26 protein-coding genes are annotated in these 24,957 nt (G+C 64.6%); 11 read left to right on the top strand and 15 right to left on the bottom strand.

The genetic code is table 11. The annotated features are described in order from the left end of the window. Positions 1–256 precede the first annotated feature (256 nt). Complete coding sequence (typA, locus tag DDF70_RS22435; RefSeq protein ID WP_114947037.1) at positions 257–2,083, top strand: translational GTPase TypA; 1,827 nt, start codon at positions 257–259, stop codon at positions 2,081–2,083. Between the two features lie 108 nt (positions 2,084–2,191). Here the strand turns inward: typA and DDF70_RS37365 are convergent, their stop codons facing one another. The 9 genes from DDF70_RS37365 to ubiE form a co-directional block, all read right to left on the bottom strand. After that, positions 2,192–2,359 (bottom strand): hypothetical protein, encoded by a 168-nt coding sequence (locus DDF70_RS37365; RefSeq protein ID WP_170316108.1) that lies wholly within the window; start codon positions 2,357–2,359, stop codon positions 2,192–2,194. A gap of 21 nt (positions 2,360–2,380) precedes the next feature. Next, the gene (locus tag DDF70_RS22430; RefSeq protein WP_114947036.1) at positions 2,381–2,602 is read right to left on the bottom strand and encodes a hypothetical protein; all 222 of its coding nucleotides are present in this window, start codon (positions 2,600–2,602) and stop codon (positions 2,381–2,383) included. Positions 2,603–2,627: 25 nt separating this feature from the next. Then, a complete protein-coding gene (locus DDF70_RS22425) occupies positions 2,628–2,984 on the bottom strand; it encodes a hypothetical protein (protein ID WP_114947035.1) in 357 nt (118 codons plus the stop codon). Between the two features lie 146 nt (positions 2,985–3,130). Further along, entirely contained in the window at positions 3,131–4,105 is a 975-nt protein-coding gene (gene cysK / locus DDF70_RS22420) for a cysteine synthase A (protein ID WP_114947034.1), read from the bottom strand. A gap of 73 nt (positions 4,106–4,178) precedes the next feature. Further along, a complete protein-coding gene (locus DDF70_RS22415) occupies positions 4,179–4,628 on the bottom strand; it encodes an RrF2 family transcriptional regulator (protein WP_114947033.1) in 450 nt (149 codons plus the stop codon). Between the two features lie 12 nt (positions 4,629–4,640). Next, positions 4,641–5,096 carry a dUTP diphosphatase gene (gene dut / locus DDF70_RS22410; RefSeq protein WP_114947032.1) on the bottom strand — a complete coding sequence of 152 codons (456 nt, stop codon included), beginning with the start codon at positions 5,094–5,096 and terminating at the stop codon, positions 4,641–4,643. After that, the gene (coaBC, locus tag DDF70_RS22405; RefSeq protein ID WP_114947031.1) at positions 5,093–6,307 is read right to left on the bottom strand and encodes a bifunctional phosphopantothenoylcysteine decarboxylase/phosphopantothenate--cysteine ligase CoaBC; all 1,215 of its coding nucleotides are present in this window, start codon (positions 6,305–6,307) and stop codon (positions 5,093–5,095) included. The genes dut and coaBC overlap by 4 nt, the downstream gene beginning before the upstream one ends. Next, the gene (gene ubiB, locus DDF70_RS22400) at positions 6,304–7,878 is read right to left on the bottom strand and encodes a 2-polyprenylphenol 6-hydroxylase (protein ID WP_114947030.1); all 1,575 of its coding nucleotides are present in this window, start codon (positions 7,876–7,878) and stop codon (positions 6,304–6,306) included. The genes coaBC and ubiB overlap by 4 nt, the downstream gene beginning before the upstream one ends. A 3-nt stretch (positions 7,879–7,881) precedes the next feature. Further along, on the bottom strand, positions 7,882–8,631 hold the full coding sequence (gene ubiE / locus DDF70_RS22395; RefSeq protein WP_114947029.1) for a bifunctional demethylmenaquinone methyltransferase/2-methoxy-6-polyprenyl-1,4-benzoquinol methylase UbiE: 750 nt from the start codon (positions 8,629–8,631) through the stop codon (positions 7,882–7,884). A 95-nt stretch (positions 8,632–8,726) separates the two neighbouring features. On the opposite strand from ubiE, the gene mutM reads away from it, so the two are divergent. From mutM to gyrB, 9 genes are all read left to right on the top strand, one after another. Next, positions 8,727–9,620 (top strand): bifunctional DNA-formamidopyrimidine glycosylase/DNA-(apurinic or apyrimidinic site) lyase, encoded by an 894-nt coding sequence (mutM, locus tag DDF70_RS22390; protein ID WP_114947028.1) that lies wholly within the window; start codon positions 8,727–8,729, stop codon positions 9,618–9,620. A gap of 87 nt (positions 9,621–9,707) precedes the next feature. Continuing rightward, on the top strand, positions 9,708–10,481 hold the full coding sequence (locus DDF70_RS22385; protein ID WP_114947027.1) for an enoyl-CoA hydratase: 774 nt from the start codon (positions 9,708–9,710) through the stop codon (positions 10,479–10,481). Positions 10,482–10,483: 2 nt separating this feature from the next. Continuing rightward, positions 10,484–11,287 (top strand): TSUP family transporter, encoded by an 804-nt coding sequence (locus tag DDF70_RS22380; protein WP_114947026.1) that lies wholly within the window; start codon positions 10,484–10,486, stop codon positions 11,285–11,287. A gap of 175 nt (positions 11,288–11,462) precedes the next feature. Continuing rightward, on the top strand, positions 11,463–11,729 hold the full coding sequence (gene rpsT / locus DDF70_RS22375) for a 30S ribosomal protein S20 (protein ID WP_114947025.1): 267 nt from the start codon (positions 11,463–11,465) through the stop codon (positions 11,727–11,729). A gap of 780 nt (positions 11,730–12,509) precedes the next feature. Beyond that, on the top strand, positions 12,510–14,012 hold the full coding sequence (dnaA, locus tag DDF70_RS22370; protein WP_114947024.1) for a chromosomal replication initiator protein DnaA: 1,503 nt from the start codon (positions 12,510–12,512) through the stop codon (positions 14,010–14,012). 159 nt (positions 14,013–14,171) lie between these two features. After that, a complete protein-coding gene (gene dnaN, locus DDF70_RS22365) occupies positions 14,172–15,290 on the top strand; it encodes a DNA polymerase III subunit beta (RefSeq protein WP_114947042.1) in 1,119 nt (372 codons plus the stop codon). 172 nt (positions 15,291–15,462) lie between these two features. Beyond that, positions 15,463–16,644: a DNA replication/repair protein RecF gene (gene recF, locus DDF70_RS22360; protein WP_114947023.1), complete on the top strand. Its 1,182-nt coding sequence runs from the start codon at positions 15,463–15,465 to the stop codon at positions 16,642–16,644. A 62-nt stretch (positions 16,645–16,706) separates the two neighbouring features. After that, positions 16,707–17,321 carry a LysE family translocator gene (locus tag DDF70_RS22355; RefSeq protein ID WP_114947022.1) on the top strand — a complete coding sequence of 205 codons (615 nt, stop codon included), beginning with the start codon at positions 16,707–16,709 and terminating at the stop codon, positions 17,319–17,321. Positions 17,322–17,516: 195 nt separating this feature from the next. Continuing rightward, a complete protein-coding gene (gyrB, locus tag DDF70_RS22350) occupies positions 17,517–19,943 on the top strand; it encodes a DNA topoisomerase (ATP-hydrolyzing) subunit B (protein ID WP_114947021.1) in 2,427 nt (808 codons plus the stop codon). A gap of 195 nt (positions 19,944–20,138) precedes the next feature. On the opposite strand, the gene DDF70_RS22345 is transcribed toward gyrB, so the two are convergent. The 5 genes from DDF70_RS22345 to DDF70_RS22325 all read right to left on the bottom strand — a co-directional run bounded on the left by DDF70_RS22345 (position 20,139) and on the right by DDF70_RS22325 (position 23,406). Further along, positions 20,139–20,354, bottom strand: coding sequence for a hypothetical protein (locus DDF70_RS22345; RefSeq protein WP_114947020.1), 216 nt, complete (start codon positions 20,352–20,354; stop codon positions 20,139–20,141). A 125-nt stretch (positions 20,355–20,479) separates the two neighbouring features. Next, positions 20,480–21,859, bottom strand: coding sequence for an FAD-containing oxidoreductase (locus DDF70_RS22340; RefSeq protein WP_114947019.1), 1,380 nt, complete (start codon positions 21,857–21,859; stop codon positions 20,480–20,482). Then, positions 21,856–22,320: a DUF4126 domain-containing protein gene (locus tag DDF70_RS22335; protein WP_114947018.1), complete on the bottom strand. Its 465-nt coding sequence runs from the start codon at positions 22,318–22,320 to the stop codon at positions 21,856–21,858. The genes DDF70_RS22340 and DDF70_RS22335 overlap by 4 nt, the downstream gene beginning before the upstream one ends. Before the next feature lie 128 nt (positions 22,321–22,448). Next, positions 22,449–22,928 (bottom strand): SRPBCC family protein, encoded by a 480-nt coding sequence (locus DDF70_RS22330; RefSeq protein WP_114947017.1) that lies wholly within the window; start codon positions 22,926–22,928, stop codon positions 22,449–22,451. A gap of 46 nt (positions 22,929–22,974) precedes the next feature. Continuing rightward, a complete protein-coding gene (locus tag DDF70_RS22325) occupies positions 22,975–23,406 on the bottom strand; it encodes a VOC family protein (RefSeq protein ID WP_114947016.1) in 432 nt (143 codons plus the stop codon). Between the two features lie 63 nt (positions 23,407–23,469). Between DDF70_RS22325 and DDF70_RS22320 the strand changes: the two genes are divergently transcribed. Beyond that, complete coding sequence (locus tag DDF70_RS22320; protein ID WP_114947015.1) at positions 23,470–24,171, top strand: winged helix-turn-helix transcriptional regulator; 702 nt, start codon at positions 23,470–23,472, stop codon at positions 24,169–24,171. Between the two features lie 3 nt (positions 24,172–24,174). On the opposite strand, the gene DDF70_RS22315 is transcribed toward DDF70_RS22320, so the two are convergent. Next, on the bottom strand, positions 24,175–24,912 hold the full coding sequence (locus tag DDF70_RS22315; protein ID WP_162820577.1) for a dienelactone hydrolase family protein: 738 nt from the start codon (positions 24,910–24,912) through the stop codon (positions 24,175–24,177). Positions 24,913–24,957 lie beyond the last annotated feature (45 nt).

Raw genomic sequence — 24,957 nt, 5'->3', positions numbered from 1 at the left:
CGTCCGGCTCTTCCATCCAACACACAGTAGCGAGCCGGGCTGCCCGTCGCGCCACCCTCGAACACTCACCAGGCTCGCAGCTCACGCTGCGGGCCCGCAGGTGCTGACCATTCCCATGCCCAGAAACACGCCACCGTGCCCTATTGCCGCCGCTCTCTTATCATTATATTGCAGCGCATCAGATTTTCGCCCGGTACGAGCCAGGGGCGCGGCCAAGCTTGCCGCGTGCCGGGCCGCTTTGCTTTGAAAGACCCCCATGAAACTACGCAATATCGCCATCATCGCCCACGTCGACCACGGCAAGACGACCCTGGTCGACAAGCTGCTCCAGCAATCCGGCAGCTTCCGTGAGAACCAGCGCGTGGAAGAGCGCGCCATGGATTCGAACGACCTGGAAAAGGAGCGCGGCATCACGATCCTGGCGAAGGCCACCTCGGTGGTCTGGAAGGATACCCGCATCAACATCGTCGACACCCCCGGCCACGCCGATTTCGGCGGCGAGGTGGAGCGCATCCTGAGCATGGTCGACGGCGCCATCGTGCTGGTGGACGCGGCCGAAGGCCCGATGCCGCAGACCAAGTTCGTGGTCTCCAAGGCCCTCAAGATCGGCCTGCGTCCCATCGTGGCCATCAACAAGATCGACCGTCCCGATGCCCGCCATCAGGAAGTGATCAACGAGGTGTTCGACCTCTTCGCGGCGCTCGACGCCACCGACGAGCAGCTCGACTTCCCGATCCTCTACGGATCCGGCCGCAACGGCTGGATGGCGAAGTCGCCGGAAGGCCCGAGCGATCAGGGTCTCGCCCCGCTCTTCGACCTCGTGCTCGAGCACGTGCCCCCGGCCAAGACCGAGGAAGGTCCGTTCCGCATGCTCGGAACGCTGCTCGAAGCCAATCCCTTCCTGGGCCGCATCGTCACGGGCCGCATCGCCTCGGGCACGGTGAAGCCGAACCAGACGATCAAGGTGATCGACCGCAACGGCAACCTGGTCGAGAACGGCCGCGTGTCCAAGATCCTGGCCTTTCGTGGCCTCGAGCGCCAGCCGATCGAGGTGGGCGAGGCCGGCGACATCGTGTCCATCGCGGGTCTCGTGAAGGGCTCGGTGGCCGACACGTTCTGCGCCCCTGAGAACGACATTCCGATCCAGGCGCAGCCCATCGACCCGCCGACCGTGACCATGTCCTTCATCGTCAACGACAGCCCGCTGGCGGGCACCGAGGGCGACAAGGTGACGAGCCGCATGATCCGCGACCGCCTGTTCAAGGAAGCGGAAGGCAACGTGACCCTCAAGATCGAGGAAGCGGCCGACAAGGATTCGTTCTACGTCTCCGGCCGTGGCGAATTGCAGCTCGCGATCCTCATCGAGACCATGCGCCGCGAAGGCTTCGAGCTCGCCGTGTCGCGTCCCCGCGTGGTGTTCGAGAAGGACGAGAACGGCCAGCTGCTCGAGCCCATCGAGGAAGTGGTCATCGACGTGGACGAGGAGCATTCCGGCGTCGTAGTGCAGAAGATGTCCGAGCGCCGCGCCGAGATGGTCGAGATGAAGCCGTCGGGCGGCAACCGCCAGCGTCTCGTGTTCTACGCTCCGACCCGTGGCCTCATCGGCTACCAGAGCGAGCTTCTGACCGACACCCGCGGCACCGCGATCATGAACCGCCTGTTCCACGCCTACGAGCCCTACAAGGGCGAGATCGCGGGACGGCGCAACGGCGTGCTGATCTCCAACGATGCGGGCGAGGCCGTGGCCTACGCCCTGTGGAACCTGGAGGATCGCGGACCGATGATGATCGAGCCCGGCTGGAAGGTCTATCAGGGCATGATCGTCGGCGAGCACAACCGCGAGAACGACCTCGAAGTGAACGTGCTGAAGGGCAAGAAGCTCACCAACATCCGCACGACCTCGAAGGACGAAGCGGTGCGCCTGACGCCGCCGATCCGCATGACCCTCGAGCGCTCGCTCGCCTGGATCGAGGACGACGAGCTCGTCGAGGTGACGCCGAAGTCGATCCGCATCCGCAAGGCGATCCTCGACCCGAACGACCGCAAGCGCGCCGAGAAGCAGAAGGAAGCGCTGAGCGCTTAAAACGCCGCGTTGTGAGTGAAATCGAAGGGCCGCCCCATTGGGCGGCCTTTTTCTTTGGTATTCTCGTCATCATCGGCGCATGGCCAGCCATGACGGGACGACGTGGATTTACCCTTCCGCCTTGCTGCCCTGCCCCTTCTTCGCACCCTCGCCCATGGGATTCGTCGAATCCTCTCCGGAGGCCTCCGGGTTCTCGCGGCCCTGCGGCGTCAGCCGGGGCGCGCTGATATCCTCTTCGGTCGCTTGACCGGGCTTCTTGCTTTCCGGTTGAGCCATGCTCGTCTCCTCTCGCGATCGTTATGAACTCGTCGAGTCCGTGGCATCGTGGTCGCCCGATTCCGGCAGCGAGCCGGTTCCGGGCGTCGAGTCGGGATTGGTCAGATGCGGCTGGTCGTGCGGCCCTGCCGCGGGAATCTTATTGCCGGAAGGTTTGTCGGATCCTGACTGCGGAGCCTGCTTAGTGGAGGCGACTTCCTTCGCCCTATCCTCGGTGTGGTTGCCGTAGCCTGCATTGCCCATGCCACTATCCTCTCAGTCTTGCCTCTCAGTCTTGCTGCTTGCCGTTGACGGCCGTCGCCCGCTCGATCGCTTCCGCGGTCGCATCCTTGTCCTCGGGCGAGAGGCTGGCGTCGCTCAGGTGCTTGGTGGCCTCGGGCGTTTCGGCGGCGGTGAGTTCGTCGTGACCGTCCATGCCGGCTTGGCTCGTCTGGCCGGTCTGACCCTGGCGGTAGTTGTAGGCCTCGCCGCCGGGCTCGCTCCACACCTTGCGCATGGTGGCATTGCCCTCGATGCCGCCGTCCCGGTTCGGATCGACGGGGCTGTCGATGCCCCCGCGCTGCTCGTTGCGGATCTGGTCCGCCGTCTGCTCCTTCAATGAGTGAGGCGCTTTGCGCTCCGCCATGTCGAACTCCTCGAGACATCGTTTGAATTCATGTGCAGCAAGGAGAACCCGACCGGACAAGCGAAGTTCTGGCTACGCTTGGCATAGCGGCAAACAAAAAGGGCGGCCGTGAAGCCGCCCTTTTGTGACGATGCGCAAGGTGACGATCAGAGCCCCTCGAACAACGCCGTCGAAAGATAGCGTTCGGCGAAGGAGGGCGCGACGGTGACGATGCGCTTGCCCTTGAATTCGGGACGCGCGGCGACTTCGAGCGCCGCCGCCACGTTGGCGCCGGTCGAGATGCCTCCGGGAATGCCCTCGAGCCGGGCGAGCCGGCGCGCCGTATCGAAGGCCGTCTGGTTGCCCACCGTCACCACGTCGTCGATGAGCGAACGGTCGAGCACGTCGGGGACAAATCCCGCGCCGATGCCCTGGATCTTGTGCGGGCCGGGCTGGCCACCGGAGAGGACGGGAGAATCCTCGGGCTCCACGGCGATCACCTTCATGTTCGGCAGACGCGGCTTGATAACCTGGGCAACGCCCGTGATGGTGCCGCCGGTGCCCACGCCCGCCACGAAGGCGTCGAGCTGGCCCTTAGTGTCGTTCCAGATCTCCTCCGCGGTGGTCTTGCGATGGATCTCCGGATTGGCCGGGTTCTTGAACTGCTGCGGGATGACCGAATTGGGGATCTCGTTCAGGAGCTCTTCCGCCTTGGCCACGGCTCCCTTCATGCCCATGGGGCCTGGGGTGAGCACCAGTTCCGCCCCGAGATAGGCCAGCATCTTGCGACGCTCGATGGACATGGTCTCGGGCATCACGAGGATCAACCGATAGCCGCGCGCCGCCGCCACGAAGGCAAGCGCGATGCCGGTATTGCCCGAGGTCGGTTCGATCAGCGTCGTGTCGGGATTGATCTTCCCGGCAGCCTCCATGGCCTCGATCATGCTGACGCCGATGCGGTCCTTCACGCTCGAAATCGGGTTGAAGAACTCGAGTTTCACGAGGATCTCGGCATCGATCCCATGTTCCTTGGGCAGCCGGTTCAGGCGCACAAGCGGGGTGTTGCCGATGGTCTCGGTGATGGAGCCGTAGATGCAGCCGCGTCCAGGCTTGGCATCCAGCGGATTGAGAGTGTCAGCCATGAGTTTCCTCCTTAGGTCAGAGGAAACTTAACCTTTCCCGCAAGGTGTGTCGATATTTCTCAGAATTTACATATCATATTGTGAAATCGACAGGAGGGATCGCTTCTACAACGGCTTCGACCTGTGCCTTCTGGCACAGATCCTCCACCGTCACCTTGTCGAGCTCAGCCAGGAACGCTTCGGTTCCGTGCTGGACCAGCGGCGAAACGACGGCCTCGGCCAGACGGGATTCCGGCATCGGCGAGGAGCCGTCCTCCTCCAGGGCCGACATGGCGATGCGCACGATATCGCCCGCCGTGATCCTCCGCCGTTCGCGGGCGAGTTCGTAGCCGCCACGGGGGCCGCGCACGCCCTTCAGGATGCCTTGGCGAACGAGGGCTTGCAGGACCGGTTCCAGATAGCGCGGAGGCAGGTTGTGACGGGCGGCCAGCGCCTTCGCCGAGACCGGCATCGGCCGAGCATGAAGGGCGATGTCGGTGACGGCTGCGATAGCGAGAAGCGAGCGGCGCGAGAGAAAGTTCATGCGAGAGCTCCCTTATCCCAGCCCCGTCGACCCGAAACCGCCTGCGGCCCGGTCGGTCTCGTCGACCTCTCCCACCGCGACGGGTTCTACCACGGTTACCGGCGCGATCACCATTTGGGCGATGCGCATGCCACGCGAGATGATGAATGGCTCGGAACCGAGATTGACGAGAAGCACCTGCACCTCGCCGCGATAATCCGCATCGATGGTGCCGGGCGCATTGAGCACGGTGACGCCATGCTTGAAGGCAAGGCCCGAACGGGGACGCACCTGCGCCTCGAAGCCGGGCTCGAGCTGGAACACGAGGCCGGTCGGGACGAGCGTGCGCTGCATCGGCTGCAGGACAATCGGTCCGTCGGCAGGATTGGCCGCGACAAGATCCATGCCTGCGGCGCCTGCCGTCTCATAGCGCGGCAGTGGCAGATCGGCGGCATGGGCGAGACGCTGAATCGGAAGGCGGCGGCTCATGGCTTTGCGTCTCCCACCATGGCGCCCAGGCGCTCGACGAGCCTCGTTGCCACATCGGTTTTCGCCAGGGTCGGCCAGGTCTCCACGTCCGAGGCGGTGACGAGATGCACTTTGTTGCTGTCGCCGCCCATGACGCCCGCAGCGGCGGACACATCGTTGGCGACGATGAGATCGCAGCCCTTCTTGGCGAGCTTCTGCTTGGCGTGCTCGATCACATGCTCGGTCTCGGCCGCGAAGCCCACCATGAGCGGCGGGCGGTTCTCGGTCAGATGCGAGATGGTGGCGAGAATGTCGGGATTTTCCGTCAGCGACAGGTTCGGCAGCGCGCCGTCCTTCTTCTTGATCTTCTGCTCGCCCGCATTGGCCACACGCCAGTCGGCGACGGCGGCCGCGAAGATGCCGATATCGGCCGGCAGAGCCATTTCCACCGCCTGCAGCATCTCGCGGGCGCTTTCCACGTGCACCGTCGTCACGCCTGAAGGGTCCGGCAGCGTCACGGGGCCTGAGATCAGCGTCACGCGCGCACCGGCTTCGGCCGCCGCCTTCGCGATGGCGTGGCCCTGCTTGCCGGAGGAGCGGTTGGCGATGTAGCGCACCGGATCGATGGGCTCGTGCGTCGGACCGGAGGTGACGATCACGTGCTTGCCGGCGAGCGGCCCGGACGGCGCGAGCAGGCGTTCCGCCGACGCCACGATCTCCAGGGGCTCGGCCATGCGGCCGGGGCCGAACTCGACTTCCGCCATGGCACCGTCATTGGGCCCGACCACATGAACGCCGTCGTCCTCAAGCGCTTTCAGATTTCGTTGCGTTGCCGGATGCAGCCACATGCGCACGTTCATGGCTGGCGCGATCAGGATCGGCAGCGTGGTGGCAAGAAGGACCGTGGAGGCGAGATCGTCAGCATGGCCGCCCGCCATCTTCGCCATGAGATTGGCGGTGGCCGGTGCGACGACCACGAGATCGGCATCGCGGGCCAAGCGGATGTGGCCGATATCGGCCTCGTCCTCGCGGTCGAAAAGCTCAGTGTGCGACCGCTGGCCGGTCAGCGCGGAAGCCGCGAGCGGCGTGATGAATTGCTGTGCCCCGTTGGTGAGAACACACCGGACGGAGGCGCCGCGCTCGCGCAGGCGGCGGATAAGGTCGAGCGACTTGTAGGCCGCGATGCCGCCGCCGATGACGAGGAGGATGCGTTTGCCTGAAAGCGCCGTCATGCGAAGCCCCTGAACAGCATGATCATCAGGGAGGCGGCGATGATCCACAAGGCCGCCACGCCCCAGCGGTTGCCCCGGGCCTCGGCGCGGCCGATGGCGGCAACGCTGTCCTGGTCGAGGGCGACGCCCTTCGCGGTTACGTCCTCGAGCTGGTTGAGCACGCGCTCGGCCCGGAGCGCCAGCTCCGGCAGGTCGCCGATGACGCCGGCGAGCGTCCACAGACCGCGCCCCGCCTGCTCGGCGCGGCCGAGCGGACCGAGGTTCCGTTCGATCCAGTCGCGGACCACGGGCTCGGAGGTGGTCCACATGTCGAGTTTCGGATCGAGATTGCGGGCCACGCCTTCCACCACGACCATGGTCTTCTGCAACATGACGAGCTCGATGCGGGTCGCCATGTCGAAGAGGGCCGTGATTTCGAAAAGAAGCGTCAGGAGCTTCGCCATCGAGATCTCATCGGCTCGTCGGTCGTGGATGGGTTCGCCGATGGCCCGGATGGCCTGCGCGAAATCCTCCACCGAATGGTGTGGCGGCACGTACCCGGCCTCGAAGTGAACCTGCGCCACGCGCAGGTAGTCGCGGCGGATGAAGCCGAGCAGGATCTCGGCCAGGAAGCGCCGTTCCTTCATGCCGAGCCGGCCCATGATGCCGAAATCGACGGCGACGAGACGGCCTTCCGCATCCACGAACAGGTTTCCGGGATGCATGTCGGCGTGAAAGTAGCCGTCGCGGATGGCATGGCGCAGGAAGGACTGGATCACCGTGCGGCCCAGGGCCACCCGGTCGAGGCCCGCCGCCTCGATCCCCGCCAGGTCGTTGAGGCGGATGCCCTCGATCCAGGTGGTGGTGAGCACGTCCCGGGCGGTGAGATCCCATTCCGGCTTCGGCACGCGGAAATCGGGATCGTCCTTGGTGTTTTCCGCGAGTTCGGAGACGGCGGCCGCTTCGAGGCGCAGATCCATCTCGACCGCGACGGAACGGGCGAGCGCCTCCACGATCTCCAGCGGCTTCAGGCGGCGCGCATCGGGAACCAAGCGCTCGAACAGGCGGGCGGCCGCGCGCATGGCCTGGAGGTCACGGGCGAAGCCCTCGCGCACGCCGGGCCGCACCACCTTCACGGCGACGGTTTCCTCCCCGTCGGCAGTGCGGATGCGGGCCTTGTGGACCTGAGCGATCGAAGCGGCCGCGATCGGCTCGCTGAATTCCAGAAACAACGCTTCGATGGGACGGCCGAGCGCGGCTTCCACCATGCGCACCGCTTCCGCACGGGGGAAAGGCGGCATGCGGTCCTGCAGCCGCTCCAGGTCGCGCGCGGCGGCTACGCCGACGATGTCGGGACGGGTCGCCAGGAACTGGCCGAATTTCACGTATGAGGGCCCGAGCCGCGTCAGCGCCTTGGAAAGGCGCGCGGCACCGTCGCCCGCCTGCGGCCGCTCGATCAGACGCGCGACGCGCAAACCCAGACGGGCGGCAGGCGGCAGGGCGCTCGGATCGACGAGCGCGAGCGCGCCTTCGCGGGCCAGAACGAAGCCTGCATGCAGGTTCCGGGTGAAATGGACGAGGCTGCCGATCACGTGTCAGATCTTCCAGCCGGAATGAATGGCGACGACGCCCGCCGTCAATGTCCGGTGCGTGACACGTTTGAATCCTGCGTCCTCGATCATCCGGGCAAAGGCGGCCGGCGGTGGGAAGCGGCGGATCGACTCCACCAAGTACTGGTAGGACTCGGCATCGCCCGTCACCATGCCTCCGAGCTTCGGGATGACGTTGAAGGAATAGGCGTCGTAGATCCTGTCGAGGACCGGCACGTCGACCTTGGAGAATTCGAGGCACAGGAATCGTCCACCGGGCTTGAGCACCCGATGCGCCTCGCGCAGCGCCGCATCGATGCGCGGCACGTTCCGGATCCCGAAGGCGATGGTGTAGGCGTCATAGGTCTTGGACTCGAGCGGCAGTTCCTCCGCATTGGCCTCGACGAAGTCGATGCGGCCTTCATAGCGATGGCCGGCCCGCTCCGCCCCGACCTTGAGCATTTCACCATTGATGTCGAGCACGGTCACCCGGGTCTGCGGGCCGCTCTCGTCCAGGATGCGGAAGGCCACGTCGCCGGTGCCGCCTGCCACGTCGAGATGGCGGAACGGCCGGTCGCGCGGGGGGCGCAGGGTCGAGACGAGGGCGTCTTTCCACAAGCGGTGGAGCCCGGCCGACATGAGGTCGTTCATGATGTCGTAGCGGCTCGCCACGGAGCGGAAGACCTCGTTGACCTTGCCCTGCTTCTCGCCGAGCGGCACGGACTGGAACCCGAAATGGGTGTTCTCGTCGGTCATGATCCTCACCAAACCCTTCACCTGTTGTCGCGATCCATAGCGGAAGCGGGACCGGATGGCTATGTAAGAGGTCTCAAGAAGCCGAGAGATGGTTGATGCCCGAATTGCCCGAAGTCGAAACCGTGCGCCGCGGCCTCGAACCCGCCATGGTCGGCGCCCGCTTCACCAAGGTGACCCAGCGCCGGCCGGACCTGCGCTTTCCCTTCCCGGAACGATTTGCCGAGCGCCTGGAAGGCCAGGAGATCACGGCTTTGGGCCGCCGGGCCAAGTATCTCCTCGCCGATCTCGCTTCGGGCGAGGTGCTCGTGATGCATCTGGGCATGTCGGGGCGCTTTCTCGTGACGAAGGGCGGGACTACCCGCATGCCCGGGGAATTCCATCATGAGCACGGGTCCTTGGGTGCCCACGATCACGTGGTATTCCAGCTCTCCAACGGAGCGATCGTCACCTACAACGACGCCCGCCGCTTCGGCTTCATGGATCTCGTTCCCCGATCGGCCATCGAGACCTCGAAGCACTTCGCCGGCATGGGCATCGAGCCCCTCGGCAACGAGCTATCGGGTAAGACCATAGCCAAGCTCTTCGCGGGCAAGCGCACGCCGCTGAAGGCGGCTCTCCTCGACCAGCGCCTGATCGCCGGCCTGGGCAACATCTATGTCTGCGAGGCCCTGTTCCGCACCGGCCTCCACCCGGAGGCACCAGCCGGCTCGCTCGCGACGAAGAAGGGAAAGCCGACCGACAAGGCATACCAATTGGCCGATGTCATTCGGGACGTGCTCGCCGAGGCCGTCGAGGCCGGCGGGTCGACCCTGCGCGACCACGCGCAGGTGGACGGCTCGCTGGGCTACTTCCAGCACTCCTTCCGGGTTTACGACCGGGAGGGAGAAGCGTGCGTGACCCCTGATTGCACCGGCACGGTGACGCGGCTCGTGCAGTCCGGACGCTCCACCTTCTATTGTCCCGAATGCCAGAAGCGATCCTCGTCTTAAGGCGGACACGCTGCGTCCCGATTTCTGCTTGCCGTCCCTGGAAGCCTCGCCTACCGGTGTCCCATTCGACGATGAGGAGATGCCGGCATGGCTTTTGAGACGATTCTCGTTGAGACGCGCGATAAGGTGGGGCTGATCACCCTCAATCGGCCCCAGGCCCTGAACGCCCTCAATTCGGCTCTGCTGAACGAGGTGAACCAGGCGCTCGACGCCTTCGAGGCGGATCAGACGATCGGCTGCATCGTCATCACCGGTTCGGAGAAGGCCTTCGCGGCGGGCGCGGACATCAAGGAAATGGCCGAGCTCACCTATCCGCACACCTACATGGCCGATTTCTTCTCGGGCTGGGAGAAGGTGTCGGGCCGACGCAAGCCGATGATCGCCGCAGTGGCAGGCTTTGCCCTCGGCGGCGGCTGCGAGTTCGCCATGATGTGCGACTTCATCATCGCGGCGGACAACGCCAAGTTCGGCCAGCCGGAAATCAAGCTCGGCGTGATGCCCGGCATGGGCGGCACACAGCGCCTGACCCGGCTCATCGGCAAGGCCAAGGCCATGGAGATGTGCCTGACGGGCCGCCTGATGGGCGCCGAGGAGGCCGAGCGCTCCGGGCTGGTGGCCCGTGTGGTGCCGCTGGCCGATCTCATCGGCGAGGCCATGAAGACGGCGGAGACCATCGCGTCCATGTCGCTGCCCATCGCCATGATGACCAAGGAAACCATCAACCGCGCCGACGAGGTCTCGCTCTCCGAGGGTATCCGATTCGAGCGGCGCCTGTTCCACGCCATGTTCGCCACCGCCGACCAGAAGGAAGGCATGGCGGCCTTCGTCGGGAAGCGCGCACCCGAGTTCAAGAACCAGTAGACGTGACCGACATCGGCTTCGACATGATCGCGGCTCTCGCCGCGGTTTCCTTCCTTGCGGGCTTCGTGGATTCCATTGCCGGAGGCGGCGGGCTTCTGACCGTGCCCGCCCTCCTGCTCGCGGGCCTCGATCCGGCCCAGGCCATCGCCACCAACAAGGTGCAGGGCTCGGTGGCCGCTGCCTCCGCCACCTATACCTTCGGTCGCAAGGGACTGATCGAGTGGCGCAAGGCCTGGGGCTTCACCCTGGTGGCATTCGCGAGCAGCATCGCCGGGGCCCTGTGCGTGCAGTTCCTGCCACGCGCCGTGCTCGAGGTGCTGATCCCCGTGCTGCTCATCGCCATGGCCATCTACTTCGCCCTCTCGCGCAAGATGAAGGACGAGGATGCCCATGCCCGCATGACGGCCCTCGCCTTCGGCCTCACCGCGCCGGTCGCCATCGGCTTCTACGACGGCATTTTCGGGCCCGGCGCAGGCTCCTTCTATATGTTGGCCTTCGTGACGCTCCTCGGCTACGGCGTGGTCAAGGCGACGGCCCATACCAAGCTTGTCAATTTCGCGAGCAATTTCGGCAGCCTTCTTCTCTATGCATCGACCGGCGCGGTGGTCTGGCCGGTCGGGCTGGCCATGGCCGGAGCCTCCTTTCTCGGCGCCCAGGCCGGATCGCGGCTTGCCATGCATCTGGGGTCCCGGATCATTCGCCCGCTCCTGGTTCTGGTCTCGGGCCTCATGGCGCTCAGGCTCCTGCTCGACCCGTCCAACCCCTGGCGGCAAGCCCTTCAGAAGGTGTCCCTGGCGCTTTTTTGACGCGCAAAGGGCTATGGTCGTTGACGTTCGCAGCCTTCGCGTCTATAAGCCGCCTCACATGAGCCCGCGCGTCCCGCGGGCTCTTCGGTTTCCATGCAATCAACCGGTCGCTGCCGGAGCTCTCGACGAGCTCGAGCTTGGCGCATCGGGATTTTAACAAGAACGAGGATGGGCCATGGCCAACACCGTGTCCGCCAAGAAGATGACCCGCAAGATCGCGAAGCGCACCGCGATCAACAAGTCGCGTCGCAGCCGGATGCGGACCTTCGTCCGCAAGGTCGAAGAGGCGATTGCCGCCGGCAATCAGACCGAGGCTGTCGCCGCCCTGCGCGCTGCCGAGCCGGAGATGATGCGCGCCGCTCAGAAGGGCATCGTGCACAAGAACACCGCGTCGCGGAAGGTCTCGCGCCTCGCGAGCCGTATCAAGACGCTGAGCGCTTAAAAAGCAGCCCTTACAGCTGTCTTTTCATCGTCGATCAAACCCGGCCTCGCGGCCGGGTTTTTTTCATGTCTAGGGTCGGATTCGGGCCCCAAAATTTATCCACACGACAGCTTGACTTTATCCCCGTTAGACAGGTTGGAAGCTCCACAACCCGGATTCAAATTGCACATAAAACATCCATTTTATTCAATAGCTTAGCAGGCAAAGCATCGCGAAGCATCAGAATCACCCACGAGTCTGGACGAATCGGTTCTGAATCAAGGTTGCGAAAAGACTCTTTTTTCATGCCTTCGGACAGGCTGTGATGGAACTGTGAATCAGTTGAAGAGTCAGGACTTTAAAGCCCAGATTCAAAACCTGTGGACGAGGCTGTGAACGCAAGATGAGGCTTGCGAGCGCCTGCGACTCGACTCGGCCGTATTGCACCCCGTCCCGCACCCTGTGTAAGGTCAATTTGCTTCAACGGCTCGCCGTGAAGTCATTCACTCAAAGTTCGAACTAAATTCACCATGTGCGGGGATAAGTCGTTGTTTCATTCTCTCAAGAAGCAAGCGAAGGCTCATCCTTTACCAAGGGGTAGACTTGGTAGACCTTGAGTGAAGACGAAGGAGGCGGCAGTCAGCGACCGCCTCGACTTAAAAGCATTCAAACAATCTTTAGTACAATTGGGGGCGCCACGTTTTGGATAACCTGTGAGGCCTTTGTGCCTTGGTGTTCGAAACGGGTCATGCGTGGGGGTTTCCGACCTTAAAGAAGGCGGAACCTCGTGGAGGGATATTGATGTACCGCAGCGAAGATCACCGCACCTTTGCCGCTCCCAGCGAGAACGGCATGGAGGCCCCGGGCGAGCAATCGGCATCGGATGTCTGGACCCGGGTCAAGCGCCGTCTCCGGGCCGAGCTGGGGGAGGATATCTTCGCGAGCTGGTTCGGGCGTCTCGAGCTGGATTCGGTGATCGAGGGCTGCGCCTATCTCACCGTTCCCACCCGTTTCCTGAAGAGCTGGATCGAGTCCCATTATGCCGATCGGGTGCTGGCCGTTTACCGGTCCGAGAGCGGCGACGTGGAGCGCGTCTCCATCGGGGTGCGCAGCACCCTTGGGCGCGATCCGGCGGCCCAGCGTCGGGTGAGCGATGCTCCTCGTCCGACACCGGCCGCCTCCATGGCGCTCCCGAGCGCCCCGGGAGAGCTCAAGACCCCGTCCATTGCGGCTCCCCAGGAAGAGCGCGGCGAAAGCGGCGATCTCGGCGGTGCGCCTCTCGATTCCCGCCTCACCTTCGAAAGCTTCATCGTCGGCCGCTCCAACGCGCTCGCCCATGCGGCGGCGGATCGTGTCGCCCATGCACAAAACGGCCAGGCGATCTACAACCCGCTTTATCTCCATGCGGGCGTCGGCCTCGGCAAGACCCATCTTCTCCATGCCATCGGCCATGAGGTGCGCGCGCAAGGCCGCCGCGTCATCTATCTGACGGCCGACCGCTTCATGTACGGCTTCGTGGCCTCCCTGAAGGCGCAGACCTCGCTGGCATTCAAGGAGCGTCTTCGAGGCATCGACCTGCTCATCATCGACGACGTGCAGTTCATCCAGGGCAAGCAGATCCAGCAGGAATTCGGCCACACCCTGAACGCCCTCATCGATGCGGGCCGCCAGATCGTGATCGCCGCCGACCGCCCGCCGGCCGATCTGGAGAACCTGGACGAGCGCGTGCGCTCGCGTCTCGCCGGTGGTCTCGTGGTCGAGGTCAGTGCCCTCGACGAAGCGCTGCGCACCTCCATCCTCACCACCCGCGTCGAGGCGCTGAAGACGATCCACCCCACCTTCGAGGTGGGCCCCAACGTGATCGCCTATGTGGCCCGCGCCATCACGGCCAACGGGCGCGATCTCGAGGGCGCCGTGAACCGCCTGCTCGCCCATGCGACGCTCACCGGCTCCTCCATCACGCTGGAAACCGCCGAGACGGCGATCCGCGATCTCGTGCGCAACCGCGAGCCGAAGCGGGTCAAGATCGAGGACATCCAGAAGCTGGTGGCCTCCCGCTACAACGTCTCCCGCTCCGACATCCTGTCCGAGCGCCGCACCGCCGCCGTGGTGCGCCCACGCCAGATCGCCATGTACCTGTCCAAGGTGCTCACCCTGCGCTCCCTGCCCGAGATCGGCCGCCGCTTCGGCGGGCGCGATCACACCACGGTGCTCCATGCGGTGCGCAAGATCGAGAAGGCCCTGGGGGAAGACCACGCCCTCTCCGACGAGGTCGAACTCCTCAAGCGTATGCTGCAGGAGTAAGCCTGAGGGATTGACCGCTGCTGGCGGAGACCGGCCGGGGATCCCCCGGCCTTGCTTTCTCAGGCGACAAAAGCCAACATTGCTGCCCTGCTTGTCCCGCTCAAGGCCCATCCTTGGCGGGATCGGGCCAAGAATTTCACCGAAATCGGGTGCTGGGTTATGAGAGTTACCGTTGAGCGCGCCGCTCTGCTGAAGGCGCTGGGGCATGTGCACCGCGTCGTCGAGCGCCGCAACACCATTCCGATCCTGTCGAACGTCCTGCTGCGCGCGGACGAAGGATCGCTTCGCCTCAAGGCCACCGACCTCGACATCGAGGTGACGGAGACGATCCCGGCCGAGATCACGGACGCCGGTTCGACCACCGTTCCGGCCTACATGATCTACGACATCGTGCGCAAGCTCTCCGACGGCGCCCAGGTGTCGCTCGAGATGACGCCCGATATGGGCCAGATGCAGATCCGGTCCGGCCGGTCGCGCTTCATGCTGCAGGCCCTGCCGGAAAGCGACTTCCCGGATCTCGCCGCCGGCGACCTGCCACACCGCTTCACGCTGGCCGCGAGCGATCTCAAGCGGCTGATCGAGAAGACGCAGTTCGCGATCTCGACGGAAGAGACGCGTTACTACCTCAATGGCATCTATCTCCACACCATCGACGCGGGCGGCGCCATTGTCATGCGGGCGGTCGCCACCGATGGCCACCGCCTCGCCCGGGTCGAGATTCCGGCACCCACGGGCTCGGAAGGCATGCCCGGCGTGATCGTGCCGCGCAAGGCCGTGGCCGAGATCGTTAAGCTCGTGGAGGACGGCTCCGAGAACGTCACCATCGAACTGTCCTCCGCCAAGGTGCGCCTGACCTTCGACGGCGTGGTGCTGACCTCCAAGCTCATCGACGGCACCTTCCCCGATTACCAGCGCGTCATCCCCGCCGGGAACGACAAGGTCCTCGTGGTCGAGCGCGCCGATTTCTCCAAGGCCGTCGATCGCGTCTCCACCATCTCGTCGGAACGCGGCCGCGCGGTGAAGCTCGCGCTGGGCGACGGCCGCCTGACGCTCACCGTCAACAACCCGGATTCGGGCAGCGCGACGGAAGAGATCGAGGTCGATTACGATGCCGCGCCGATCGATATCGGCTTCAACGCCCGCTATCTCCTCGACATCACGTCCCAGCTCGACGGCGACACCGCCCTGTTCAAGCTCGCCGATCCCGGCTCTCCCACCATCGTCCAGGACCGCGAAGGCGCCTCCGCGCTCTACGTCCTGATGCCGATGCGGGTGTAAGCCGCTTCAGTGCTGGTCATCCCGGACGCCATCGGCGATCCGGGATCGTATGCAGGATGAGGCGCCATTCCTGTTTTGCGATTCCGGGTTCTGCTGCGCAGCCCCGGGATGACCTTTTTCCGTCGCCGCCAACGCTTGATCTTTCGCGCCCGCTCCTGAATGAAGGGGGCGCATGTCCTCCTCGCCCATCGCCGCTTCCCGAATCGTCCGTTTGATTCTCCAGGATTTCCGCACCTATGCGAGCCTGGATCTCACCGTCTCGCGCCCGCTGGTGGCGCTGGTGGGCGAGAACGGGGCCGGCAAGACCAATGTGCTGGAGGCGATCTCTCTCTTCATGCCCGGTCGCGGCTTGAGACGCGCGGAGCTGGGCGAGATGGCGCGCCAGGACGGACCGGGCTCCTTCGCTATCTCCGTGACCCTCGATGCTCCTTACGGCGAGCACCGTCTCGGCACCGGCATCGAGCATCAAGGGGAAGGCTCCCGCGCCTCGCGGGAAGGGGCCCGTGCCTCACGGGTCTGCCGCATCGACGGCATGCCCGCCTCCTCGCCCACGGCTTTCGCCGAGTTCCTGCGTATCGTCTGGCTCACACCGGATCTCGACGCCCTGTTCCGCGGTCCCGCCGGCGACCGGCGGCGCTTTCTCGACCGACTCGTGCTCGCGGTCGATGCGGAGCATGGCTCGCGGGTGAACGCGCTGGAGCGGGCTCTGCGCTCGCGCAACCGCGTGCTCGAGGAGAATCCCGACGACCGGCTCTGGCTCGACGCGCTCGAACGGGAGGTGGCGGAACTCGCCATCGCGGTCGCCGCCGCCCGCCGCGAGACCGTGGAGCGGCTCGCCTCCCTCATCCTCGAAACCCGCGAGGAGGAATCGCCCTTCCCCTTCGCCACGATGGGCCTGGAAGGCGATCTCGACACGCTTGTCGCCACCCTGCCCGCCGTCGATGCGGAGGACCGCTACCGGGCGATCCTGCGCGACTCGCGCGCCCGCGACCGGGCGGCCGGACGCACCCTCGTCGGCCCCCAGGCCTCGGACCTTCTGGTGCGTCACGGCCCGAAGGACATTCCGGCCAACACGGCCTCCACGGGCGAGCAGAAGGCTCTGCTGATCGGCCTCGTGCTCGCCCATGCCCGGCTCGTCGCCAGCATGAGCGGCATCGCCCCCTTTGTGCTCCTCGACGAGGTCGCCGCCCATCTCGACCCCCGCCGCCGGGCCGGGCTCTACGATGCCCTGGAATCCCTGGGCGGACAGGTCTGGATGACGGGCGCGGATCCGGGCCTCTTTGCCGAGCTGCAAGGCCGGGCCGACCTGCTGCAGGTGTCGCCCGGAGTGATCGAACCCATCACAATTCCTTGATGGTCCGGAAGGCCCTTTGGCCATATGGTAGGGGCAACATTGTCTCCTTCGGTTCAAAACCCATGGATCTCGCGGGCCTGCTGCTCTTCTCCTCCGCTCTTTTCATCGCCGCCGCCTCGCCCGGCCCGGGCATCGCCGCCATTGTCGGGCGGGTTCTCGGCCGCGGACCGAGGGAAGCCGTGGCGTTCAGCATCGGCGTGGCGCTGGGGGACGTGGTCTGGCTGACCTTCGCGATCCTCGGCTTGGCCGCCCTCGCCCAGGCCTTCCACGAGGTGTTCCTGGTCATCAAATATGCCGGCGCAGCCTATCTGCTCTACATCGCCTACAAGATCTGGACGGCGCCGGCGCTCGCCAAGGACGTGAAGGCGGACACGAAACCCGAGCACCCGGCCAAGCTTCTTCTCGCCGGCCTTGCCCTGACCCTGGGCAACCCGAAGACCATCGTGTTCTACCTCGCCCTCCTGCCGACGATCCTCGATCTCACGCGGATCACGGTGCTGGGCTATGCGGAACTGGTGGTGGCGACCTTGAGCGTGCTGGGCGTGGTCTTTGCCGGCTACATCGTGCTTGCCGCCCGAGCCCGGCAGCTTTTCACGACGCCGAAGGCGATCCGAATGCTCAACCGCACCACCGGTGCGCTCCTGGCCGGTGCCGCGACTGCCGTTGCGTCACGCTGATCGGCCGGTGGGCTGAGGCAAAGAACCACCCCTTCGGCAACCCGATTCGGCAGTTTTTCGTGGATTTTTCCGCCCGTTTTCACGCGCGCATATGCGCGCGGGGGTGAAATTTCAACCATTCGTCACTAAATATCTGATCTGACGAATCAAAACCCTGGCGCGCCTGTCCTTTCCGCGCGTCTTGAAGGATCCCAAATGGCCGAATCTGCTATCAACGTGAATGCCGACGCCTATGGCGCGGAATCGATCAAGGTCCTCAAGGGCCTTGATGCGGTACGCAAGCGGCCGGGCATGTATATCGGCGATACCGATGACGGCTCGGGCCTGCACCACATGGTCTACGAGGTGGTGGACAACGCCATCGACGAGGCGCTCGCCGGTCACGCAACGGAAGTCACGGTCACGCTCAACGCGGACGGCTCTGTGACCGTCACCGACAACGGCCGCGGCATTCCCACCGACATCCATCCGGGTGAAGGCGTCTCGGCGGCCGAGGTCATCATGACCCAGCTGCACGCGGGCGGTAAGTTCGACCAGAACTCCTACAAGGTCTCCGGCGGCCTGCACGGCGTGGGCGTCTCCGTGGTGAACGCGCTTTCCACCTCCCTGAAATTGCGCATCTACCGCAACGGCAAGGAACACTTCATGGAGTTCCGCCACGGCGATGCCGTGGCCCCCCTGGCGGTCGTCGGCGACGCGCCGGGCAAGCGCGGCACGGAAGTGACCTTCACGCCTTCACCCGAGACCTTCACCATGGTGGAGTTCGACTACGCGACCCTCGAGCACCGCCTGCGCGAGCTGGCGTTCCTGAACTCGGGCGTGCGCATCATCCTCACCGACAAGCGCCATGCGGAGCACAAGCGCGAGGAGCTGATGTACGAGGGCGGCGTCGAAGCCTTCGTGCGCTATCTCGATCGCGCCAAGACCCCGCTGATCCAACAGCCAGTCATGATCCGCTCCGAGAAGGACGGCATCGGCGTCGAAGTGGCCCTGTGGTGGAACGACTCGTATCACGAGAACGTGCTCTGCTTCACCAACAACATCCCGCAGCGCGATGGCGGCACGCACCTCGCGGGCTTCCGCGCGGCGCTGACGCGCCAAGTGAACGGCTATGCGGAATCCTCGGGTCTGACGAAGAAGGAAAAGGTCTCGCTCACCGGCGACGATTGCCGCGAGGGTCTGACCGCCGTCGTCTCCGTGAAGGTACCGGATCCGAAGTTCTCCTCGCAGACGAAGGACAAGCTCGTTTCCTCCGAGGTGCGCCCCGCCGTCGAGAACGTCATGAACGAGGCGCTCAACAACTGGCTCGAGGAGCACCCGCAGGAGGCCCGCACCCTCGTCGGCAAGGTGGTGGAAGCCGCCGCCGCCCGCGAGGCCGCCCGCAAGGCGCGTGAGCTCACCCGCCGGAAAGGCGCGCTCGACATCGCGTCGCTTCCCGGCAAGCTCGCCGATTGCCAGGAGCGCGATCCGTCGAAATGCGAGTTGCTGCTCGTCGAGGGCGACTCGGCCGGCGGCTCCGCCAAGCAGGGCCGCGACCGCGCCTTCCAGGCCGTTCTTCCCCTGCGCGGCAAGATCCTCAATGTTGAGCGCGCACGCTTCGACAAGATGCTGTCGAGCCAGGAAATCGGCACGCTGATCACCGCGCTCGGCACCGGCATCGGCCGCGAGGAGTTCAACCTCGACAAGCTGCGCTACCACCGCATCATCATCATGACCGACGCGGACGTGGACGGCTCGCACATCCGCACCCTGCTGCTTACCTTCTTCTTCCGGCAGATGCCGGAGCTGATCGAGCGCGGGCACCTCTACATCGCGCAGCCGCCGCTCTACAAGGCGACCCGCGGCAAGTCCTCGATCTACCTGAAGGACGAGCGTGCGCTGGAAGATTACCTCATCGGCGAAGGTGTCGAGAACGCCGCGCTGCAGCTGGAAACCGGCGTGGCTTTCCAAGGCGATCAGCTGAAGGGCCTGATCGATGAGGCCCGCCTCGTGCGCCAGGTGCTGAACAGCCTGCACACCCGCTACGACCGCAAGGCCGTGGAGCAGGCGGCGATTGCCGGCGCGCTGCGTCCCGATGTCGTCGAGGATCCGCAGAAGGGTCCTGCCGCTGCGGCCTATATCGCGCAGCGTCTCGACGCGATTTCGGAAGAACTCGAACGCGGCTGGACCGGCGAGGTTCGCGAAGGTGGTTATGTCTTCTCGCGCACCGTGCGCGGTGTGACGCAGACCGCGACGCTCGACCAGGCCCTCATTGCCAGCCAGGAAGCCAAGAAGCTCGACGAGCGCGCCACGACTCTGCAGGACGTCTATGCGAAGCCTGCGAAGCTCGTGCGCAAGAACGACGAAATACAGATCGACGGTCCGCTCTCGCTGTTCAACGCCGTCATCGCCTCCGGCCGCAAGGGCCTGCAGCTCCAGCGCTACAAGGGTCTCGGCGAGATGACCGCCCAGCAGCTCTGGGAGACGACGCTCGACCGCGACGTGCGCTCGCTGCTGCAGGTGAAGGTGAAGGATACGACCGACGCCGACGATCTCTTCGTCAAGCTCATGGGCGACGTGGTGGAACCGCGCCGCGAGTTCATCCAGGAAAACGCCCTCTCGGTCGCAAACCTGGACGTGTGATTTTCCTGAAACTCGAATGCCAAAGGGCGCCTTCGCAAGAGGGCGCCCCTTATTTTGACTAGAGCATCAAACGCAAAAGTGGGAACCGGTTTTGCGTGTAAAGATGCAGGAAAACAATAGCTTAGAGCATCGGACGTGAGTTCGAATTTGCGTCCGATGCTCTAAACGCGAGCGGCGTACGCTGTCTGCCCTCCCTTAACCGAAGATCCGCCATGCCTGCGGATGATGTCCATCCAGGGCATAGGTTGGATCGTCATTCTCAAGCGCCCGGATTTTTTCCTCGACCAGATCGGCCAAGACGCTTTTCGGACTCGCCGCGCGCAACTGGCTGACGGCGTCCCTGATCTGTTTCAGATCGAGAGGCGATAGCTTGGCTTTCCCGTGCCCATCGTGCTCCTGATTCGAAGTCATGGATGGTCCTCCGTCCGAACCGACGGGGATCACGGTAGGCGTGGCTGTTTGTTCGCTGCATTGCGGGAGGATTACAATTCCGTAATGCGGCCGGCAGCATCGGAACGGACGTACCCGAGATGACCTCAAACGACAGGCTTCAAATCGCCGAGAACGGTTGGTATCAGTTCGGAGACCGTCGGGTGGATCGGCACGGCCCATTGCAGGGTGGTGTAATCCGCCTCGGCGTTCATCATGTCCAGGATTCCGTGGATCGCTTCGTCGCCACCGGTCCCGAGAATGGCAGCCCCGAGGATTTTCCGGGTCTCGGCATCGGCGACGATCTTCATGAAGCCCTTCGTCTCGTCTTTCTCGATCGCGCGTCCGACCCGCGTCATGGGACGTTTGGAAACAAGAAGCTTGCGGCCCGATTTGCGCGCCTCCGTTTCCGTCATGCCGACCCGGCCGAGCGGCGGATCCATGTAGAGCGCATAGCCCAGCAGCCGCTCGCTGACCCGCCGTGACGCGCCATCGAGCAGATTGGCCGCCACGATCTCGTAATCGTTATAGGCCGTGTGCGTGAAGGCGCCGCGACCATTGCAATCACCCAGCGCCCAAATGCCCGGGACGCTCGTTGCAAGGGTATCGTCGACTTCGATGTAGCCTCGCGCATCGAGCGCGACGCCGGCCTTGTCGAGGCCGAGATCGTCCGTGTTGGGACGGCGTCCGACGGCGAGCAGCACATGCGAGCCGACCACGACCGGCTCGCCGGAGGTGCAGTCGACATCGACCGCCACGCCATCGGCATGCGGCTTGAATCCGATGCAGGTGGCGTTGGTGCGAACGGTGATCCCCTCGGCGGTCAGAATATCGCGAATGGCTTCCGACACATCCTCGTCTTCGCGGGCGATCAGGCGCGGCCCTTTCTCGACGACGGTTACCTGCGTGCCGAAACGTCGATACATCTGGGCGAATTCGAGCCCGATATAGCTGCCGCCGACCACCACCAGGTGGCCTGGAAGGGTATCGAGCTGGAGAATCGACGTGTTGGTGAGATAGGACACCGTGTCGACGCCCGGCATGTCGGGAACGCTCGCGCGGCCGCCCACATTGAGGAAGATGCGCGGCGCCTTCAGCAGCTCCTCGCCGACACGGATCGTATCCGCCCCCTCGAATCGGGCATGACCTTCGAGCACCGTCAGGCCATCCATGCCGCGCAGCCAGGTCTCGACATTCGTGCGCGCATTGGTCGAGACGGTCTCGGCCCGAGCCTTGACTCGCTTCATGTCGACCGCGACGGGCCCCGCAATGGAAACGCCGAAATCCGCTCCCCGGCGCGCCAGATGCGCCGCATAGGCGCTCGCCACGAGGGTTTTCGTCGGCATGCAGCCGGTGTTGACGCAGGTTCCACCGAAGAGCTTGCGCTCGACGATGGCGACCTTCATCCCCGCTGCGGTCAGCCGCCCGGCAAGCGAAGGTCCTGCCTGTCCGGCTCCGACCACGATGGCATCGAAGTTTTTCGTCATGGCACCGCTCCCATGATCAAGGCCGCTCCCAGGATCGCGATGACATCCTCGATCAAGGCCGCGGGACGATCCTTGCCGAAGGCGGCGGCGAGGCGCGCCCGGCCTTCGGCACCTCCGAGGGTTCCGATGACCCCACCCACGGCTCCGGCGACAAGCCCGCCGAGGAAGGAACCACCTTGCGCAGCGATCGCGCCCCCGCATAGACCGCCGACGATGATCCGGGTCGCGAAAGGAAGCAGCGTCTTGCGGCTGGGCGTGGTGGGAAGCTGATCGCCGATCAGTTCGCCGATGGCGAGAACCGTCATGATCCAGGGCGTGAAACGATAGCCCAGGAAGGCGAGCCAGGTTCCCTCGAGATTGATGAGGCCGAGAGAGGCTGCCCAGCTGACAGCAGCCGGAGCCGTCATCGCGCGCAGACCCGCAATCACTCCGATCAGGAGTGCCAAGACATAGACGACCATCGCTCTCCCCTGCTGCTTGCCTGAGCTTGCATGGCCTGGATGGCTTTTACAATCCTATGCGGAAGAGCATGGGGAGCGCGACGGTGCGGGAGGAGTATCGGCAAAGGCGCCCTCATCCCCTCGATGAATCATGCCGCAGAGGCCACGGTCCGGCCTTCCACCAGCTCGGCCAGTTGGCCCGCCACGATGCCCCAGCCTTCATGGAAGCCCATCTGCTCGTGCCGTTTCACCGCCTCTTCGCTCCAATGACGCACACGGGCCGTGTAGCGGGTACCGGAACCTTCGGGCTCGAAGGTGAAGACGGCGACCATGAAGGCATTCTGCGGGATCCAGTCCGGCCTGAAGGCGTCGGTCACGACGATCTTGCGGTGGGGCACGACCTCCAGGAACACGCCTTCATGGGGCATGTCCGTGCCATCGGGCGAGCGCATCATCGTATAGGCCCGCCCTCCGGGACGAAGGTCCCAGTCGACCACCGGTGTGGTGTAGGGACGTGGTGCCCACCATTCGCCGGCCCGTTCGGTCCAGACCTTGTAGACGGCCTCGGGCGAGGCATCGATCAGCCGTGTGATCGAGAGTTCATGCGTAGCAGAATTCCGGTCGGACATCGTCCTCACTCCCCTTTTGGATTTCGCCCTTTTGGATTTTTCGCACTTACGCCAACGCGGGTGCACTCATGGCTTCCTGGGCGGCCGCGAGATCCATCCACATCACTTCCCAGATGTGCCCGTCGAGATCCTCGAAGCTACGGCCATACATGAAGCCGTAATCCTGCTTCGGGCCGGGATCGACCGTACCACCTGCCGCTGCAGCCTTTGCGAGGGTCGTGTCGACATCATCGCGGCTGTCGGCGGACATGCAGATCAGCACCTCGGTGCTGTCCTTGGCGTTGGCGATCGTCTTGGGCGTGAACTGACGGAACTTCTCGTGCGTCAGGAGCATCACGTGGATGGTCTCGGAGAACACCATGCAGGCGGCGGTATGGTCCGTGAACTGCTCGTTCTTCACCGCTCCCAAGGCCTCGTAGAAGGCAATGGATTTGGGCAGGTCACTGACGGGCAGGTTCACGAAGATCAGCTTGGGCATTGGGTCGCTCCCTTTTGGCTTGCGGTTTGACATTGATTCCACGCTTAGTTATAAATAGCAACTATGAAGTTAGAAAAAATAACTGATAAGCCGGAAAGTCGCTCCAAGCGCCAGTACGATGACGCTTGTGCGACCGCCCACGCGCTCGATCTCGTCGGCGAGCGTTGGGCCCTTCTGGTGATGCGCGAGCTCATGCTGGGTCCGAAGCGGTTCAGCGACCTGCGCGAAAGCCTGCCCGGGATCAGTGCCAACGTCCTGACCCAGCGCCTCGAAGGACTCGAAGCCGCAGGCATCCTCGTGCGGCGCAAGCTGCCTCCGCCCGCCGCGGCACAGGTCTACGAGCTGACGGAATGGGGTTATGAAAGCGAGCCGATCTTCCAGGCGATGGGCCGCTGGGCCGCGCGCTCGCCGTCGCACGATCCGACCCTGCCATTCAGCACCGCGTCCCTGGTGCTGTCCATGCGGACGATGTTCGACGCGAAGCGCGCAGCGGGATCGGATGCGCGGATCGGCTTCCGCATCGGCGAGGAAACCTTTGTCGCGCGTGTCGCCGATGGCCGGATCGAGATCGTCCGCGCGTCGCTCGATCAGGCTGACGTGATCTTTGCAGGAGCGCCACCGATGCTGGCCGCAGCGATCTATGGTGGCCAACCCCTGGAGATGCTGGAACAGGCGGGTGCATTGACGATCGAGGGCGACCGATCCCTCGCCCAGCGGTTCGTAAGCCTGTTCCCGCTGCCGCCGAAGGCGTCGAAACGAGCGTAAGTGTTACCGCAGCGTTTCGTCAAAGAAGGTGAGCAGCCGCTTCCAGTGCCGCTCGGCACCGCGCTCGTCATAGACACTGTGATCGGATACGGCCCAGCCATGGGCCATGCCGACATAGTTTTCGATGATGTGATCGATCTCGGCCCGCCGCAATGACTCCGCCAGGAGAGCCGATTGTTCGGGCGGGAAACTGCCGTCGACCCCGGCGCTGCCCACATAGACGCGGCCCTTGATCGTCGACACGTGACGATGCGGGCTGTCGGGGACATCGCTTGCGAGGCGCCCGCCATGGAAGCTCGCCGCGGCCGCAATGCGGTCGGGATAGGCGGCAGCGGCATGGATGGCGCGGCTTCCGCCCATGCAATAGCCGACCGTGCCGATCGAGCCCGTGGCGCCGGCCTCCGTCAAAGCGGCAATGAACGCAGCCGTGTCCCGCCGGGTCATGTCCTGGCTCGTGCCCTCAATCATGCTCCTCAACGCACTGCGGGTCGGCTCCACGGAAAAGGCCGTCTTGGCATCCAGGGGACCATAATCGCCGAAGCGATAGAAGAGATCGGGAACGAGAACCAGATAGCCCTCGCCCGCGAGGCGCTCGGCCATCGCATCGAGCGCGGGACGCGGTCCGAACGCATCCATGTAGAGGATGACGCCTGCCGCACGTTGACCGCTCGAGCGGAACAATCCCGCCTTGGCGTTCCCGTCTTCAGTCCGGATGGAAATATCCTGCTTCGCCACGATCATATCCTCGTATCTGCTCTGCTTGTGCCCGGAACCCTCACGAGAGGC

It is taken from the genome of Microvirga calopogonii, assembly GCF_003347665.1.
GTDB classification, from domain to species: Bacteria; Pseudomonadota; Alphaproteobacteria; order Rhizobiales; family Beijerinckiaceae; genus Microvirga; species Microvirga calopogonii.
Note: the sequence above shows the minus strand (reverse complement) of the source record. Positions and strands in the feature narration are given on the sequence as shown.